This is a genomic window from Methylomonas sp. MK1 (assembly GCF_000365425.1).
Lineage (GTDB): Bacteria > Pseudomonadota > Gammaproteobacteria > Methylococcales > Methylomonadaceae > Methylomonas.
In genome coordinates, this window is the sequence record NZ_AQOV01000001.1 from 2,820,653 (window position 1) to 2,837,112 (window position 16,460).

10 protein-coding genes and 1 rRNA gene are annotated in these 16,460 nt (G+C 47.5%); all 11 read right to left on the minus strand.

Features of this window, described 5'->3' with window-relative positions; all coding sequences use genetic code 11:
- Positions 1-685: 685 nt before the first annotated feature.
- The 11 genes from tagF to rrf all read right to left on the minus strand — a co-directional run bounded on the left by tagF (position 686) and on the right by rrf (position 16,292).
- Positions 686-2,233: a type VI secretion system-associated protein TagF gene (gene tagF / locus G006_RS27845; RefSeq protein ID WP_020483723.1), complete on the minus strand. Its 1,548-nt coding sequence runs from the start codon at positions 2,231-2,233 to the stop codon at positions 686-688.
- Complete coding sequence (tssM, locus tag G006_RS0113455; RefSeq protein ID WP_235048857.1) at positions 2,230-5,742, minus strand: type VI secretion system membrane subunit TssM; 3,513 nt, start codon at positions 5,740-5,742, stop codon at positions 2,230-2,232. Before tssM ends, tagF begins: the two co-directional genes overlap by 4 nt.
- 45 nt (positions 5,743-5,787) lie before the next feature.
- The gene (gene icmH, locus G006_RS0113460) at positions 5,788-7,098 is read right to left on the minus strand and encodes a type IVB secretion system protein IcmH/DotU (protein WP_020483725.1); all 1,311 of its coding nucleotides are present in this window, start codon (positions 7,096-7,098) and stop codon (positions 5,788-5,790) included.
- A gap of 4 nt (positions 7,099-7,102) precedes the next feature.
- Positions 7,103-8,443, minus strand: coding sequence for a type VI secretion system baseplate subunit TssK (tssK, locus tag G006_RS0113465; RefSeq protein ID WP_026147046.1), 1,341 nt, complete (start codon positions 8,441-8,443; stop codon positions 7,103-7,105).
- Between the two features lie 79 nt (positions 8,444-8,522).
- On the minus strand, positions 8,523-9,893 hold the full coding sequence (gene tagH / locus G006_RS0113470; protein WP_026147047.1) for a type VI secretion system-associated FHA domain protein TagH: 1,371 nt from the start codon (positions 9,891-9,893) through the stop codon (positions 8,523-8,525).
- A gap of 851 nt (positions 9,894-10,744) precedes the next feature.
- On the minus strand, positions 10,745-11,149 hold the full coding sequence (locus tag G006_RS0113475) for a hypothetical protein (protein ID WP_020483728.1): 405 nt from the start codon (positions 11,147-11,149) through the stop codon (positions 10,745-10,747).
- 116 nt (positions 11,150-11,265) lie between these two features.
- On the minus strand, positions 11,266-12,510 hold the full coding sequence (amoB, locus tag G006_RS0113480; RefSeq protein ID WP_020483729.1) for a bacterial ammonia monooxygenase, subunit AmoB: 1,245 nt from the start codon (positions 12,508-12,510) through the stop codon (positions 11,266-11,268).
- 89 nt (positions 12,511-12,599) lie between these two features.
- The gene (gene amoA, locus G006_RS0113485; protein WP_020483730.1) at positions 12,600-13,349 is read right to left on the minus strand and encodes a bacterial ammonia monooxygenase, subunit AmoA; all 750 of its coding nucleotides are present in this window, start codon (positions 13,347-13,349) and stop codon (positions 12,600-12,602) included.
- 117 nt (positions 13,350-13,466) lie between these two features.
- The gene (amoC, locus tag G006_RS0113490) at positions 13,467-14,219 is read right to left on the minus strand and encodes a bacterial ammonia monooxygenase, subunit AmoC (RefSeq protein ID WP_020483731.1); all 753 of its coding nucleotides are present in this window, start codon (positions 14,217-14,219) and stop codon (positions 13,467-13,469) included.
- Positions 14,220-15,724: 1,505 nt separating this feature from the next.
- A complete protein-coding gene (grxD, locus tag G006_RS0113510; RefSeq protein WP_020483734.1) occupies positions 15,725-16,045 on the minus strand; it encodes a Grx4 family monothiol glutaredoxin in 321 nt (106 codons plus the stop codon).
- Positions 16,046-16,176: 131 nt separating this feature from the next.
- Positions 16,177-16,292 (minus strand): 5S ribosomal RNA (gene rrf / locus G006_RS0113515).
- Positions 16,293-16,460 lie beyond the last annotated feature (168 nt).

Genomic DNA, 16,460 nt, shown 5'->3' on the forward strand with positions numbered 1-16,460 from the left:
TAACATCAACCGATTGAAAAGCTGCAACGAAACCTTGTGCCTGGCGCCCCGTTTCTTACAATCGACCCAATTCTATACTGCCCCGGACTTGTTACGCCTTTATTAAGCCCAAAACTAATTCGCATTAGTCTAGTCGGTTTTTCATGTCACGCTTTAAACTAAAACAACCCTAAATGTCGCAGAATCTTATACCTATCAATTTGCATTTGCTCATCAATAGGTAACTCATCTTTATCATTTAACATGCCAACTTATGAACCCATCGCCAAGCAAACTATAAGACATTGAAATAAAATAACTTACAACTGAATCAGCGTATTAAATCGCAACATGGACACACCATTGCAAAGACAAGTCGGCACGATATTTCGTAACGGATACGATATTCGGTACTTGCGGATGGGCTACCGAGATGGGAAATACCGTTTTCCATTGAGAAAATCCGTCTAGTGTTTCGTGGCGCTAAAACCTCGCGGTCTTAGCGTCGCCTAATGATCACATCGGCTTCTTCACATCATTTGGTCTATCGGTACTAAGCACTCATTGACAGACATTACCCAAAGACACCACCGAACACCGCCGCCCGTTCGGGAATTCACGCGTTTATACAATTGTTGAATCGTATTTTCCCAAAGATACTTGAAACCTAAGATTCCGGACTTAAGGACAGCATCCTGATTTCGGCTTAACCGCTAAATTCGGCGACTAATACGGTAATGTTATCTCGGCCGCTTCTGCTTAACGCCTGGTTAATCAGGGCTTCGGCGGCCGACTGACAACTTCCTAAGCCCATCAATTCCGCAATCTCGGCTTCCGATAACTCTTTATCCAAGCCGTCGCTGCATAGCAGATAACGATCACCGCCGGCCGCCTGAAAGCGCAGCACATCCAATGCCAGCGTCAATTGCCCGCCCACCGCGCGGGTAATCACATTCGCGCCAACTTGTTGGGCCGCGACTTCCCGGGTCATCACACCGGAATCCATCAATTCGTCTATCAGGGTATGGTCGCGAGTAATCTGCGTAAACTCGCCTTGGCGCAATTGGTATAAGCGGCTGTCACCAGCCCAAATCGCCGCGCACTTGTCTCCCTTAGCCAGCAAGGCCACTACCGTGGTTCCGACAATACTGCCTTGCTGAATGCCCGAGGCAAAGCGGCATAAATCTTCGTTGATCTTATGTAATTTGCGGGAAACCGCTTCGACCTGATTATCCAGGTTTTCGGTAAATTCCAACGTCGATAAAGAATCCACCACCAAGCGGCTGGCAACATCGCCGGATTGATGCCCACCCATGCCATCAGCAACCACCCATAAGCCCAGTGACGGGCAATCGAGCAAGGCATCTTCATTATGCTTACGCTTATTGCCGACCACTGTAACCCCGTAGGACGCCCACATTGTCGAGTTAGGCGTTGTTAAGACCTGACTCGCCGCAGCGCCTACTGCAGATGCACTTGACTCTCTCTCGATTTTTTTGACACTTTGGTCTTGCCGATAACTCTGCACATACCAAGATCTGCCAGCCTGCGGCATACCCTGCAAAAAACTCGCGTAAGCATCGATAGGCGGCAAGCCTTCGCAAACCAGCAAACTCGGACGATTCGTCTGGCCGCCTTCACTCGCCCAAATGCTGTAACCGGGCATAAAGCGTTCCAGCAAACTCTGACTCAAGCGTGGAAACATTGCATCCATCTGATCCAGGCCCTCCAAATCGAAACGAAACGCGAGCTTGCCGTTGGATGCAGCCAAGCCGCCGTTAGAATCAGCTTGAAAACGCTGCGGCGTCAGGCTGTCAGCCGAACCGATTTCCATCAGCCCCTTATCAAACCGATCCAGATCGCAGGACTCGTTCAACACCGATAGCGCGGCGTCTTCCAATTTTGCAAACCAATCCGATTCCGGCGAAAACAATGACAGCAACGATTCCGCACTGACAGCTTGCGCCAAAGTCAACGGATAATAGCGGCCCACCCTATCGACGCTGGGCATCATGACACCAGCCCAGGCACTCGCACCGCAAACACCCGGTCTCAGAGCAAAGCGCCAAAGCGGGCTAACCAAAAACAAGGATAACCAGCTCTCTCCTAATGTTTCCTGGCTGGAACGCATAGAGGCTTGTAACCAATTATCCCATGGCTCAATAAAGTGCCTGGGCAAGCGCCGACTCACAAAATCCCCCAATCCCGGTACTTTCCCAAAAAAGCCGACGCTCAGCCCATCCATAGAACTCATAGCGACTCCGGGCAACGGAAACTTTGATATTCACTGATGCCAAATGGATTATTGACGCTGGCTGCGCGCAATTCGAACTTAGCGGTATAGCCCTCCAGTTGTACGGTCAAATTAAAGCGGTCCGGCAAGCCGGTGGGCTGGATATTGAACTCGTCGAACATTCTAAATAGTGCCCAAGCCCCTTCCTTGGACTTGCTAAGCTGTTTGCCATCCAAACCTTCAAACACCACTCTGACACCGGCGCTGTTATTGGTGCCGGGCCACTGAAACTTGGTAAGTTGCTCAGGACCGTGGCGATAAACCAACTCCTGGCCTTCGACATTTAATCTGAAGGTACTGACTTTGTCGTCCAATGCCAAGGGTTTTAACTCGAATTGCACTTGCGGCACCGCGCCACCACCGGGAAAAAATGCGTCACGAATTTTCGCGGCGATCTGGAACTGGCGAATACTGGCTGCCGATAAGCCTAAAGCCTTATCAGAGCTGAGTTCCTGCCATTGCACCGCTGTAGTATCGACAAATGCCTTGAGATTCGTGTTAAAAAATTGATCGACAATCCCGTTAGCGGCAAACACTTTGCCGAAATCAGCCATCAACACGTCCTGCTGAGTATTTTTTGCAAACGGATAACGGCCGGCCAAAGCGCTTTTGCAGGGCATCGTCACCGCGGTTTTCAACATTTCATTGAGTTGCCCTTTCGCGCCGGTTTTGATTTGTTGTCCGCCCGTGCTGGTCAACGCGTTCAGTGAGGCTGCAACCGGACCAGGTAAACGGGCAAATTCCATTTTTGCGGATTGCAAAGGATCGACACCACCGCCGGCAAACCGCGCCGCCTCAGTAGACAAGGCTTGGCCACCGCTATTGGGTGCCGAACCAATCTGCATCAGATAATCGTGCAGATTTTTGATACTCGCCATCGTCGCATTGATCGGAGCCGGCCTATCGGCTGCACCCCGCACTTGCATATTGTAAGGTTCGAAGTAAGTCTCCAAGGCCTTGACCGGGTCAACACCGCCGTCACTTTGCTTAGCCATTGCCAACAGTTTTTGGGTAGCGGCTTCCGGAACCGCCAAGGCGCCGCCTGTGGATTTTGCCAACGCATCGGCCAATTCGGACGAGAGCTTGCTTAACGCGGTATTTTTTTCGACCAGTTCCAATAACAACTTCAATGGCGAATCCGGACGCGACAGCAGATCCAGCGTATCTACCAGCTGATTATTGTTGAGTTGCGGACGGAATTTAACCGCTGTCAGCACACCATCCCAGGTCTTTTGGTAATCCCCCAAATACAGGCGTTTGAAATCGCTATATAAACGATCAATTTCGACAGGCGTACTGGCACCGTTTACGCCGAGCACCCAGTTCTGCTCACTGGCTTCCTTGACGTAAACCATGCCTTTCTTCAGAAACAACTCCGTATAGCCGTAACTGCTAAACAGACCGGGCACAACCAGCGTATCCAATTCCTTGCCGTTTGCTGTAAACACTCGGCCACCGTTCGGCGCCAATTGTCCGGCGACCGAAATGTCGTGACTGCGATCAAAAAGCGCCTCGCTTTTAAAGCGGCTATAAAGTTGATTGACCATGGGAATTTGCGTCAATTTATTACGCACCGCGTCGACAAACCCGTTATCAAGTGCTGCCGGATCCAAATTCAAAGCCAGCATATTGTCCAAATGTAACTGCAATTTGGCTTGGGTTTCCGGGTCGGTGGCAAACATTTGCTCCCAATCCAATTTCACCCAGGGTTGCGCAACCTTGGCGTCCATCCGTTGCGGCTCGCCGAACATCAGATAGACGCGCAAAAGTTGATAGAGCACGTCCAGATTCTTGCCCTCATCGCTTTGCATACGCTCTTTCAAGCGCAGCGTAATCAAGGCCTGAAAATTTTCGCGAAGCAAACGTTGATAGGCAATATCGATAGCGGAATCGAGTTTATCGCCTTGATATAAACCAAAGCCGCTGCTCCAGCCGGTTTGAGCATACACGTCCTTGGCGGCTTGCAGGGCATTTAGCTTCGGCAGCAAGACCAAGAAGCCGGAACGTGAATCTGTTGGAGAAAGATTACTGGCTCGGTAAATTTCTATCTGTTTTTCGACATCGGCAATCGCCGACTTATTGTTGGCAAAACTGACCATCCACACCACCACGGCTATCGCTACAATTGCAAAGGTGGCGGCAAAGCCGGCTAAATTCATTAAGCGAAAACGCCGTTCGACCTTTGGATCCACGCCAACCAATGCGGCTTCGGGAAACACCACTTGTTTTAGGAGCTTAGTCAGAAAATAGCTTTTGCCGCGCCCGCTCATTAAAGGCGTCACTTGTCTTTCCAATCTAAAACTCGAGGCCAAAGCCGCCATCACCCGATCTATCGGTGTACCTTCCTGGGTGCCGCTGCTGAAATACACGCCGCGCAACAGAAAAGGCTCTTCGTAGCGATTGGTGGAAAACGCGGCATCCAGAAATCCAGTTGCCACCGTTTTGAACAGCATCATTTGCTGCGGGAAATCGAAAATAGCCGTACGGCGCAGCACATCGCGCTCTTCCTGGATACGCTTCAAACGGCGTTGTACCAACCTCTCAGTCAATTCGTCATAGGCCTTCTCGAATTGCAATAAATGGGCGGCCAGATCCTCTTTATCGTTGTCGGCACGAATAAATGTTTCGCCCCACACCTGACTGCGCTCGTCTTCGGTTAAATTGGCGAAGAAATCGCTAAAACCTGCCACGAGGTCGGCTTTGGTGAACAATACATACACCGGCAATTGCACACCCAATTGCGCATTAAGCTCCGTAATCCGCCGCCGAATCGCCGCCGCATGCTGACGTAATTCTTCCTCGGTCTGCTGTATCAAATCACTGACGCTCACCGCCACAAATACACCGTTCAGGGGGCGGCGTGGTCGATATTTTTTTAACAGCTGCAAGAAACCATGCCAGGCCGTCGCATCCACTTCTTGATGGCTATCTTGGGTGGTATAGCGACCGGCGGTATCCAATAACACCGCTTCGTCGGCAAACCACCAATCGCAATCCCGCGTACCGCTGACACCTTTTACCGCATGCTTGCCCAAGCGTTCGGCCAACGGAAATTGCAATCCGGAATTGATTAAAGCTGTGGTTTTGCCGGATCCCGGCGCACCGATAATTGCGTACCAAGGTAGTTCGTAAAGATACTGCTTCCGACCGCGTTGTTTGGAGCTGGTGGTTTTCAATAAAGCTAAAGCCTCGTCGAAGCCGCGACTCAACACGTCCAACTCAGCAGCAGATGCCGATTGCGCATCGTTTGCATCGGCTCCGCCAGCCAAATCGGCCATCAAGCGCTGCTCGCGCTTACGCGACAACAGCCATGCAATCAACCGGTAAAGCAGCCAACAGCCGACTATTACGCCTATCGTTACGATGCGGCTTAAATCTGACTCCAACGGCACACTGCCGGCAATCGCAATTAAGGGCCCGATAAACCAAATCAATACCGACAAAACCACGATACCGATCAGCTCAAGCACCCACTTTGTTTTAAAAAAACTGATTATCCGTTCCACGCGGTATTCTCACTTTATCAGGATGTCGACGCGCCGATTTAAGGCTCGATGTTCAGGAGTGTCATTGGGTGCCAAAGGCTCGCCGTCGGCCCTGCCTTCGGCTCTGGCGGAACCTTTTAATTGGGCGGATGCAGTTAAAATCGCCAAGACGTTTTTAGCGCGTGCCGCGGACAGATGCCAATTGGATGGAAAACGGGCCGATACGATGGGTTTGTCGTCGGTATGCCCGGTTACCAAAATCGAGTCTTGTTCATTCTCAAGCTCCTTAGCGATTTTTTTCAACATGGGCAGAAACTCCGGTTTGACTTGGTCACTACCCGAGGGAAAGGAGTTACGGACGCGGATGATACTATCGTCGACCACTTCAACCATATTCTGGGCAATTTCGTCGCGCAATAATGGCTTAAAGCGTTCCAATCTGTTTGCAATAGCGGGCGCAGGCGGTGGGGTTATAGTTGCTGCCGCCGCAACTTGTACAGGCTCCTTGGCCAGTTTTAGTAACTCACGGTACGTCGGATCGGATGCCGAATTAATAAAAAACGCAAAACCCAGATAACAAAGCAGTAATAGGCCGCCTGCTACGCTGGCGAACACCCATAAGGGTACTTGCGTGATCAACGAGCTATTGCCGCTCTTTTGCCCCTGCCAGCGCGGCGACAGTTCCGCTGGAAAATCCCCTCTCACTCGCTGAGTCAATTGATACAGTTCCAGACGTTGTTTTTCCAGTTCGTTGGAGCCGTTGGTCATGACCCGATATTTGCCCTCGAATCCAAAACTTAACAGCACATAGCAAAGCTCGATGAGCGGTAAGTTTTGCGCAGGCTGTTTCACCAGATGTTCGAGTATTTGGAAAAAGCGTTCGCCGCCCCAGGCTTCTTTATGAAAAAGGATAAGTAGACTTTGATGGCCCCAATTACTCTGCGAGCCCCAGGGCGTGTTTTGGATAATTTCATCCAGAAAAGTACATAAACCGTAGCTCGCCATGCGTATGGTTTCTTGCTGAAACCCCGCATTCAAGCCACGATTCTCAAATTCCCTGACTTCTTTGGCCAACTTTTGTTTTAGTTCATCAACGCCGGCATAACTAACGGTTGTTCTAAGCCTAGCCGCCAAGGAAAGTATGCCAGCCGATAGAGTCAATAAAGAACCGCTATCCGCTCCTGAAAGCACGCTCAGCGAAGGAATGTTGATATTTGCAGTCGGCTGCTGGGGTGGCGATGGTGGTACTTGCGTGAATGACGGCTGTTGAGGCATTCTTCCGCCAGGCGAAGGCCGTAACACTGTTTTGTCGTCATCGCCGAAAGGTCCTTGTTGCGCCATGTCATCACCCTTTTTTTATTGCCCAGAATTCCAACTCCAATCCCGGAAAATTACCGCCAATATGAAATGCAAAGCCGCCGGAATCCATCATTTTCTTCCAATAAGGGCTTTGTTTGTCCAGTTCGAAATAAGAGCATCCGGCGTGATACGGCAATTGCCTTGGCGCCACGGGCAAAGGGTGAATTGAAATACCCGGCAGTGCAGCAGTTACCAGTTGGGTGATCTCTTCGACAGGACCAATTTTTACCTGGGGTGGAAAATGTGTACGCAACATTTCCGACGATACTTGGGCACTTGCAGCCAGGATGTAGATTGCCTGCTCCAATAATTTCACATCCGGGCGACCTGAGTAATACACCGACTGACTATGCTTGGTTAAAGGAATTTGAATGGCATTTTGCTCAAGCACCATGCTCAGCAAGCGTCGCAACTCGTCAATTAACGGCATAAAGCAAATACGCAAGTCGTCATGCCGATATTCAGGCAACACCGCAGGCCGTTTATTTTGGCGGTAGAAAGTCGCCAGATCTCCCATCAGCTGCAAGCACAAGGAAAAAAACGCTTCCGGATGGAGTAGTGTGTTCCCAGCCAAATGTGCCAGCAATGGCTCATAACGATTGATGGTTTGCAGCAACATAAAGTCTGCCACCTCCGCCACACCGGCACCTTGTGAAGTGCCAGCAACGCGTGCTGCTAAAGCCTCACCTCTGGTATGCAGCAAACCTTGTAGTTCCCGAACAAAGCCGTTCAAAATACTACTGGCTGCCGATTGCAACACCACGGGGATGTATTTGTCATCCAGTACGACAGTTTTGTCGGCGCGCACCTCAACAATATTGGCAACACCCAGACATAGATAGCCTGATCGTTCTTGATTGCCAAGCATAAGTTTCGGACGAATGCTGCCTATCTGCACGGGGTAACGAGCATCATAACCGGCGTTGTTGTCTCTGACGTCCCTATGGGTAACGCGGTATCTCGCCAATCCGTCGGGGTTATTGTCGCTGTCAACCTCAACAGCGTCCGGACGACTCAGCGGCAATGCTAAATACACTACTTCATTAGCAACGCCTTCAGAGACATCCAGTGGCAAAGGCAGCTCATCTTCGTCAGGCAAATGAAACGGAGTACCGTCCTGGAAAATGCCTCTGGCAGCAATCAGAGTGATTTTTCCGATTGCCAATTGTGCTCCATCCAGCTTTAGCGAGGAAAAACCCCAGTCGTATGCCCTAATTCCATAACATCGACCATCGATTCTGCTTTCCAGATAACGATCATGTTGTTGAAAGTGCTGCGGCCTAAGGAACATGCCTTCCGACCAAACAATCCTGTTATTGATTGACATACTGTATTCGGTACCGTTTAGTATTTAAGAACAATGACTTATGAAAACTGCGCTGCCAACCCAATAAACTTGCAAACTTTCACCGCCTCGCAAATAGACGCATCTGTTTTTCATAAGCTTCAGCGAACTCTTCCCCAAAAAATCCTTCAATTGCTTGGGTTTTTAATTCCGGATATTTTTCGCAAAAAAGCTCCCAACACTTGGCTTTTCTTTGAAAAACAATGCCTTCACCCAAAGTCTTCTCAAAACTCTCTGGATCAAAACGATGCAAGATCTCTGCTAATGCGGCCTGAATACCGGCTGTCATCGCTAGCTGGTGAAATTTGACATCCTTGAAAGCTTCATTTATTGCATCATTTGAATTTATAAACGCGGGATTATTCGGCGCGAGCATTAGCTTAAGCACACTTTCCACATCAGGATTGAATTTTAGCGGGTTATTGTCAAAAGAGCGGATTGTGGTGACGGAAACTCGAAATTCACTTTTCATTTCCGCGCGTGCGCGCAAAACGTCCATCAAGCCTTCGATCAAATTTCGGAACAACACACCGGTAACTTTCATCGCCTCCGGCCACTGATCTTCTGTTAAGAACGCGTGATCATTTATTCCCGCACCATCCAGAAACATCTTCATGAGTGATACTTCACCCGTTTTCGAACTGGTATAGCGGTCCTTATTCGGTGCTAGCGTAAATTCTATTTCACTGTCTTGCGGAACTGCGGGGGGTTGAACCTCACGCTCAATATTAGACGCATTTTGGAATACATCTTCAGAATCCAGCGCTGTATGCGAAGGAATAGGCTTGGATAAATTTATTGGTTCAAAATTTGGAAACTCTACTTCGGGAGACGCATTGAAAGGTGTATCCAATGTGCCTAATGAATCTAACCCTTTTAAGAATTCGGCAATATCTTTACCACCATTCTCGGGAGGTATTACCTCGGGCGGGGTAAAGCTATCGTGAAAAGGGGATGCTGGAGGACGCTCTCCGAACGGAGAATTCGCTGCGCTATGCGGAATCGAGAAATTCAGCGGTTCATTTACTATTGACTGTTGATCGTTTGGAAACGATTCGGCAAATGGTGAAGGCGAAAGATTCTCGATACTAATGGGTGAACTTGGCAATATTTCGGCTGACTGTTCCACAATAACTTCATATTCGCCGATACGTAAAATTTCACGATCTAGCAATCTTGCTTGCGCATCATTTATATTCAGTCCGGCATTAGACAAAAATGTACCATTTTTACTTGTATCCTTTATGAAGTAACCGCCGTCCTGGTAAATGATTTCAGCGTGATGCCCTGATACAAAGTTTTCTGTGTCAGGTAACACCAGAGTGTTTCCCGCCTTTCTGCCTATCGTTCCTCCTAACTGATTGAATTCGGCACTCAATTCAGTAGGTAATGGCAAACCTTTGTAAGAAAGTACTTTTAAGATAATTGGCACGATTGTCGTCCTACCGTTAACATTAGTTAAATAGCTTAGCAACTTACGTCAGCTTTTATCAAAAAGCTTAGTCATTTTTGCAATCTAACTTTATCACTTTGCTCGATATTCAATCATAAGAGCGGTCATCGCGGATTGTTTAAGTCTCCAAAATAACGGCGGCAAAGCCTCGCTTACCTATTGTCAAAATATTTATCGTTCTTCAATCAAGTATTCGGGTCTGAATCCGATGGCTTTGCCTCGTTTCTACCACAACATTAATGTACTTTGACCCAATTAGAAAGCCAGCCATTAACTTGATGTCCCGGCGAGCTGAGCAAAGATGCAGTGATAAATTGTTTGGTGGGATATGCTAACTTATGACTTTGGGTGTAAAACTCCTAAGGAAACTCTGATTAATTCGCCATCTCGAACTTAAGCACCTACTGATTCAATTGCTTGCTCATCGTTTTTCTTGAAAAACTGAATTAATTAGAGACTCCCTAAAATCGGGACGATTATTTGCAGCGCAGCGCTCCAAAAGACCTATGATAACGACGGCGATGATGTAATAAGTTAGCGTGCCGTTTCCGCAATATTATCGGACCTTTTACTACATCTCTAATATCAATACCTTGCTGATATAAACCCCTGATTAACCCATTGTTTTAACCTGAAGAGATACTTGTAATTTTTGGAATACACTCCCAACGTGGGACTCACTTGCATTTGGGTTTTGTACTTCACTTTTGAGTGATAACTAAAATAGGTTCCGTAAAAACTTTACATTTTACTCACCCAATTAAATTCCGAGTGGTTTGCGACTTTCCAAGCTTTATCGTCAATCCGTTTGAATTCGTCGTCAGGTTGTACTATTTTGCATTTTTTAATTTTTCTTCACCACCAGTCACTAATCCAGACATACATTCGACTACGCTTTCGACGTAATTTGAATGTGCTTCTGCAAGCTCTTTGGCTGCACCAAAACTTTCTCGTAATTCAGTTAGGGTCTTCTGCGGATCCTTAGACTTATTAAGATCTAACATTTTGGCATAATTTTTATACGCCTTGCGTCTTTCAGGATCTAGTAAGAATAATCCTGGCATATCATTTGACGAAGTATCGACGACACATTTTGTCATTGTTTCCGGCTCAATTCCGTAGTCCTTAATATCTTTATCCTGCTTCATTTGCTCCAATACTACGGACTGATACTCTTCTTTTTCCGAGCAACCGCTTAATACCAATACCCCAACAATTACTAACATTTTTTTCATTTTTTATATTTTCCTGCATTTTCCGAGCATATTAACCAAAAAAAACCCCCGCTATCTTTCAATAGCGAGGGTTTTCAGTTTCTTCCTAAGTATTTCGACTTAGGAAACTTTCACTATTAGATGAAAGTTGGGATCAGAGGAGCATCAACTGTTACCAATTGACGGTTACCTTTTTCATCCCAGAAGAACAACAGACCTGCGAAGCGGCTGTCTGGATCGTAGATCAAGTCAGCTAAGCGATATACTTCCCAAGCAGCGTCAGAAGCAGTAACTTCGACAGTGCGTGTTTCGCCTGGAGCCAGAGGGCTGTTATCGCTAACAGTTAAGCCTTCTTCAGCCAGCAAATCGTCTGGGTAAGCAGTATCATCTTCATGAACCGCTGGATCTAAGAAACGTACACCTGCTGTGTTGAACTCACCCAAACGAACAGCTGAATCACCGTTGTTTGTAATGGTCAAAGTCATTTGCATTGCACGACCTGGAACACGGTATGTGGCATCATCAACTTTAACTGAAACGTTAGCTTCAGGCATTTGATAAGTTTTCATACCACGCAACAAACCAGCTTGCAAAGGAGTAGTTACAGGGTATTTTTCGTTGGTAGCGCCCATAGAAGCAGCAACGATAACCAAAGTACCTACGCCGAACAGCATACCGATTTTTTTGTCGCCAGCTGAGATCAGAGAATCTGCTTTGCCAGTGCTAACAGCGATATGACGTGGAACGAACAATGGGCGTTTGATCCAGAACAACAACCATGCGAACGCGATTGCGAACCATACTGCGTGCCAGAAATAAACGTTGTCCAGAGCGTAGTTTTCCAAGTTGATTGTTTGACCAGTCAATGTTGTGACTGGGTTAACAAACTCGCTCATAGAACCAGTAATGGTTACCCATTTGCCTGGGCCGATGATAGGACCACCGCCTTGTACGTTCATCATTGAGTGAACGTGCCAGTCGCCTGGACGACGAGCTTTCAGCAGAACTTTAAACTCGTAAACTTCGCCCAATTCCAAAGACACTGAACGAGGAACCAATTGACCGCCGATCCAAGAACCTGCACGGATAAATACAGGACCAGGGATACCAACGTTCAAAAATGAAACTTCTGGTTTATCAACAGTTTCTGGCCAGCCTGCGAATACCAGGAATTTACCAGAAATTGTCATAGTTTCATTAACAGGCACTTCTTCTTTTGACCAGTTCAGGTCAAACCAGTGAATCGTCCGCATACGCATGAACGCAGCCTGTGATTTTTCACCGTGAGCAGATGCTGTTGGAGCATAGAACATCGCTGCTGTCATTGCGACCAACAGTGCGACAAAGGACAGTTTTGCAACTTTGTCTTTTATTATTTTCATATTTCCTCCTCTATCACTAGAGAATTTTAATTAAGACTTTCTGGTAGCTATCTAGAACCACCAGGTTCATTTTCTTACTATTCTTCTAATTAAGACGCGTCGTCAGCGATGAAGTCGGTTTTAGCGAACCATCTGCCGAAGAAGTGCCACAAGAAGTAAATAATGATAGAAACGAATCCAGAGAAGAACGCTGATACTGGAGCAACGTCTTTACCGAAAGTTCTTAATGTACCTTTCTCTACCATACGGATGTACTCAGGTGTACCGGTACGAACATAGTGGTAACCTTGTAAGTCAGCCAAAGTCATCATCATGCCGTTATATTCTACAGGCACGTGCAATGGAGCGATAACAGGCCAGTTACCTGGGTAGAACAACAGACCATAAGCCAAACCACCAACAACAGCAGTCAGAGTCATGCTGTTACCCATCATCAGGATAACGTCAAGAACGATCGCACCTGGCAACAGGTTAGATGGGAAGCAAATGTTTACTGGGAAGTATGTCCAGCCCCAGAAGTTCATGTAACGGTTGATCCACTCACCAATCATCAGAGCAACAACAGACAAAGTTGCGCCAATTGGTAAACGGTATCTCCACCACAAGCATGCTTGAACAGCCGCAGGGAACGTAATAGAAACGATAGGAGCTACGGTTACCCATAGACGTCTATCTTTCCAGTCGGTCCAGAAATCCCAGTCACCGCCAGTCAACATATAGTGAATGTGGTAACCGCCCAGAACCGCTGTGAACAGTGTAAAAAGAATCATCCAGTCGAACGTACGGGAAACTTGTACCGCTTCCGCACGTGAACGTACAGCTGATTGAGATGCGCTCATTAGCTTACCTCCTAAAGAATTAAAATTATATTTTTTTCACTTCTCTTTATCCTGCCGTCACTTAAACAAAGCAGCGGCAGGAAAGGAGATAGTATTTTTACTTTTAAAGATAAGCTATTAAGCCAGATCTTTTTTCAGCAATTTTGCAATTGCCATTACTTCGGTGTTCACAACACCCATTATAGCCAGAGCAGCCCAACCAAAGAATACGAAACCGTAGTGCAATGGAGCAACGAACAACTCTTCCATAAACCAGAATGTGTGACCCCACTCGTTCAAACCTACGTTAGGCAGGATCATGAATGGACCGATAACCGCAATCAGATACATCAAGTGCAGACCTTCGTGGTATGTAGGCAATCTTGTTTTTGCATACATGAAAGAAGCTGAACCAGTGATGATGTAGATTGGGTATGACAGGTAGAACTCGATGATGTGACTTGGAGTAAAGTCAGTATCACGAACGATAGTTTGGTGCCATGTACCGTCTTGCTCTGTGAAGTAAGAAGCACCCCAGTAGATAGCCCAGCCGTAGCAAACCAACCATGTCCAGTGTGTAAAGTGTCTTCTCAACTCTTCACGTGGAGTGATTGACATAACTTTACGGTCACGAGTTTTCCAGATATAGCCATTGATACCAGCAAACAGCAGCACTTCGATAACGATCTCGATGTACAACATATTCATCCAGTATGTTTCAAACTCTGGAGCAAAAGAGTCTAAGCCAGCTGACCAGCCGTAAACACCTTCATACCAACGAATGAAAGAATAAAAAACCAAATACAGGCTGATACCAGCCCACAGGTTTTTTTGATTTAAAAGCGGTGCTTCCGCAGCATCAGCCTTAACTGATTCAGTTGTAGCAGCCATTTCTACCTCCTAAAAGATTATCTAAATCCCCGATCAAATCGGGAGTTCTTTGTTTTTCCTTGTTATTTAGCCTTCTTATTGAAGACACCCCGGTCCCTTGAGGTGCGTGGCAGTCTACCACTTGCCAAATCCTTGTCAAGATAAATTAAGCTATTTTATCTGAGCGCTTGAGTCTGTAGTGATCAACTTTTTTCGTACACCGAGATAGGTCGATACCCATCAATCTTCAAGGTGGAACGAATAAAACAAGAAATAAGGAATTACGATGAGGTATTCAAGCGGCGATTCGTGAAGATAATTAAGGAACAAGAGCTGAACAGGGACCCTGGCTTGCCAGGAACTATAGCTGGGCGATAAAGCAGTGCGTCGTTGACTAAAGCATGTGTAAGCCGAGCAGTTGGGCCAACCCGTTAACCCTGGAGAAGCAGCGTATTCGGCTACTGGAACAGAAAAGTTGGCAACTGCGGGCGGATAACGAATTACTAAAACAGGTTTTGGCCTATTATGCACCATGGATATCTTTGCCAGGGAACAGCAATGAACATCAAATGATTCGGACGTAAGCAGGGGAGAAGACCATCTCGGCGCAACTGGGTTCTTAGCTGTTGGACAAGCCTTCGGGATTTTATGTGGCCCGGCAGCTAGTTCGTCAGCCTAAAACGACTTGCGGCACACGGCTTCAGCTGGGCAGAGCGTTCGGGGCTACTAGTCAGTCATATGGTAGCCGCCTTCTTCGCAAGGCATTGGCAGAGCAGAGCATCAAGATCCGGCGCTATCGTTTGCGCCGTCTGATGAAGGAACTTCAGCTCGATCCAAGCAGGAAGCCTTAGTTCGGGCATACCCCGACAGCAACCAAAGCCTGCCGCTGTAAGATGATGCGCTGGACGCCAGCCTGAGCAAGTAGCCGCTAATCGAGCCAGACTTTCAGACATCAATTGCACGCGGACACTGAGTGGTTGGTCTAGTCCCCTTGGGTATATTTGGCGGCCGAGTTAGACCTGTATTCGCGTAAATTCGCCGAGTGGACTGGCGCCCACCATGCCAGCAGAGCTGGCTTGCAGGTCTTCTTGCGGGTTACCATTGCCTGGCGTCATCCGCAGGGGCTGTCAATAGCTAGTCACGAGTACCAGGATTTCCTAAGCCGCCATGAAATTCAAGGCAACATGAGTAGCAAGGACAACTACCGGGATAATGCGGTCATGGCACGATTCTGACTCAATCTAAAAACAGGGCGCGCCAAGCGCCTCCAGCATGCCAATCACGCCGAGACTATTCGTGCGTGACGTGACCGAATATATCTTCAATTTCTACATCAGTAAGCCTTGCATTCATCATCGGACTAACTGAATCCCAAAGGCTTTGAAATAAAAATGGCAGACAACGGCCTATACTTAAACTCCGAAAAAAGCTGACCACTACAGTATTGTTTCAGCTCCGCGAATTTTTAGCGCTTGATGCTCAGAATAGCGTTTCCTCTAGACGGAGCAAGAACTAGGACTGCACACTTATAGCGCTGCGGTCACGTTAGCCAGCATAGTAATGAGTTCACCTTTATTAAACAGGTCAATAACGATATCGCAGCCGCCGACTAATTCGCCGTTAATATACAGTTGGGGATAGGTGGGCCAGTGCGAGTATTCTTTCAAGGCTTCACGCACTTCAGGATCTTCGAAGATGTTGATGTGGGCGTAGTCAGCGTTGCAGGCTTCCAAGGCTTGCACCACCCGGCTGGAAAACCCGCATTGGGGGAAATCAGGGGTGCCTTTCATGTACAAGACGACGGGATGGCTGGCTAATTGGGCTTGGATTCTATCTATTGCACTCATGCGTTTTCTCGCTAGACATTGATGAGATGGGATTCTAACAACCACTACTGCAAATTTGAAGCGTGATTATCTGAATGGGATTTTGATACAAAAAAAGCCCTGCTATTACTAGCAGGGCTTTTGGGATAGGCGCTTGGCGATGACCTACTTTCACATGGCAACCTGCCACACTATCATCGGCGCTAAGCGGTTTCACTTCCGAGTTCGGGATGGGATCGGGTGGTTCACGCTTGCTATGTTCACCAAGCAAACTGGTTTGGCTGGATGATTTATCCAACCGTCATGCAACAGGTTAGGTTTTCAGCGTCATTGGCTGTGTTCCTTTTGGGCTTTTTCTCGCGCGTTCACTTTTGATAGGTGTTCACGACGGCTTTAGCCTTTGACCTGCTTTCATGGAAATCTGTATTGAGTTTGT

Coding starts and splice junctions, on each gene's coding strand:
- grxD (WP_020483734.1), bottom strand. CDS start 16,045: ATGAGTGCAATAGATAGAATCCAAGCCCAATTAGCCAGCCATCCCGTC.
- tagF (WP_020483723.1), bottom strand. CDS start 2,233: ATGAGTTCTATGGATGGGCTGAGCGTCGGCTTTTTTGGGAAAGTACCG.
- amoC (WP_020483731.1), bottom strand. CDS start 14,219: ATGGCTGCTACAACTGAATCAGTTAAGGCTGATGCTGCGGAAGCACCG.
- amoA (WP_020483730.1), bottom strand. CDS start 13,349: ATGAGCGCATCTCAATCAGCTGTACGTTCACGTGCGGAAGCGGTACAA.
- tssK (WP_026147046.1), bottom strand. CDS start 8,443: ATGTCAATCAATAACAGGATTGTTTGGTCGGAAGGCATGTTCCTTAGG.
- G006_RS0113475 (WP_020483728.1), bottom strand. CDS start 11,149: ATGAAAAAAATGTTAGTAATTGTTGGGGTATTGGTATTAAGCGGTTGC.
- amoB (WP_020483729.1), bottom strand. CDS start 12,510: ATGAAAATAATAAAAGACAAAGTTGCAAAACTGTCCTTTGTCGCACTG.
- icmH (WP_020483725.1), bottom strand. CDS start 7,098: ATGGCGCAACAAGGACCTTTCGGCGATGACGACAAAACAGTGTTACGG.